The sequence below is a fragment of the Delftia sp. ASV31 genome, from assembly GCF_016428765.1.
GTDB lineage: Bacteria > Pseudomonadota > Gammaproteobacteria > Burkholderiales > Burkholderiaceae_C > Comamonas > Comamonas acidovorans.
This window is the reverse complement of the sequence record NZ_JAELTK010000337.1, coordinates 1-266: the sequence shown is the minus strand read 5'-3', so window position 1 is coordinate 266 and position 266 is coordinate 1. Positions and strand designations below refer to the sequence as shown.

General features: G+C 77.1%; 1 pseudogene. It reads left to right on the top strand.

The features are described 5' to 3' along the window. A pseudogene (locus tag JHD82_RS29710) lies at positions 1 to 266 on the top strand (hypothetical protein); the annotation flags it as partial.

Below are 266 nucleotides of genomic sequence, written 5' to 3'. Positions count from 1 at the left end.
CCCCCCCCCCCCCCCCCCCCCCCCCCCCCCCCCCCCCCCCCCCCCCCCCCCCCCCCCCCCCCCCCCCCCCCCCCCCCCCCCCCCCCCCCCCCCCCCCCCCCCCCCCCCCCTTTTTTAATGATCCGGCCACCACCGAGATCTACACTGTTCGCATTTCGTCGGCAGCGTCAGATGTGTATAAGAGACAGGCCAAGGCCGCCGCGCTGCAGGTGGGCGACCCCGCCGACGAGCGCACGCAGATGGGGCCGTTGATCACCGCCAAGCAC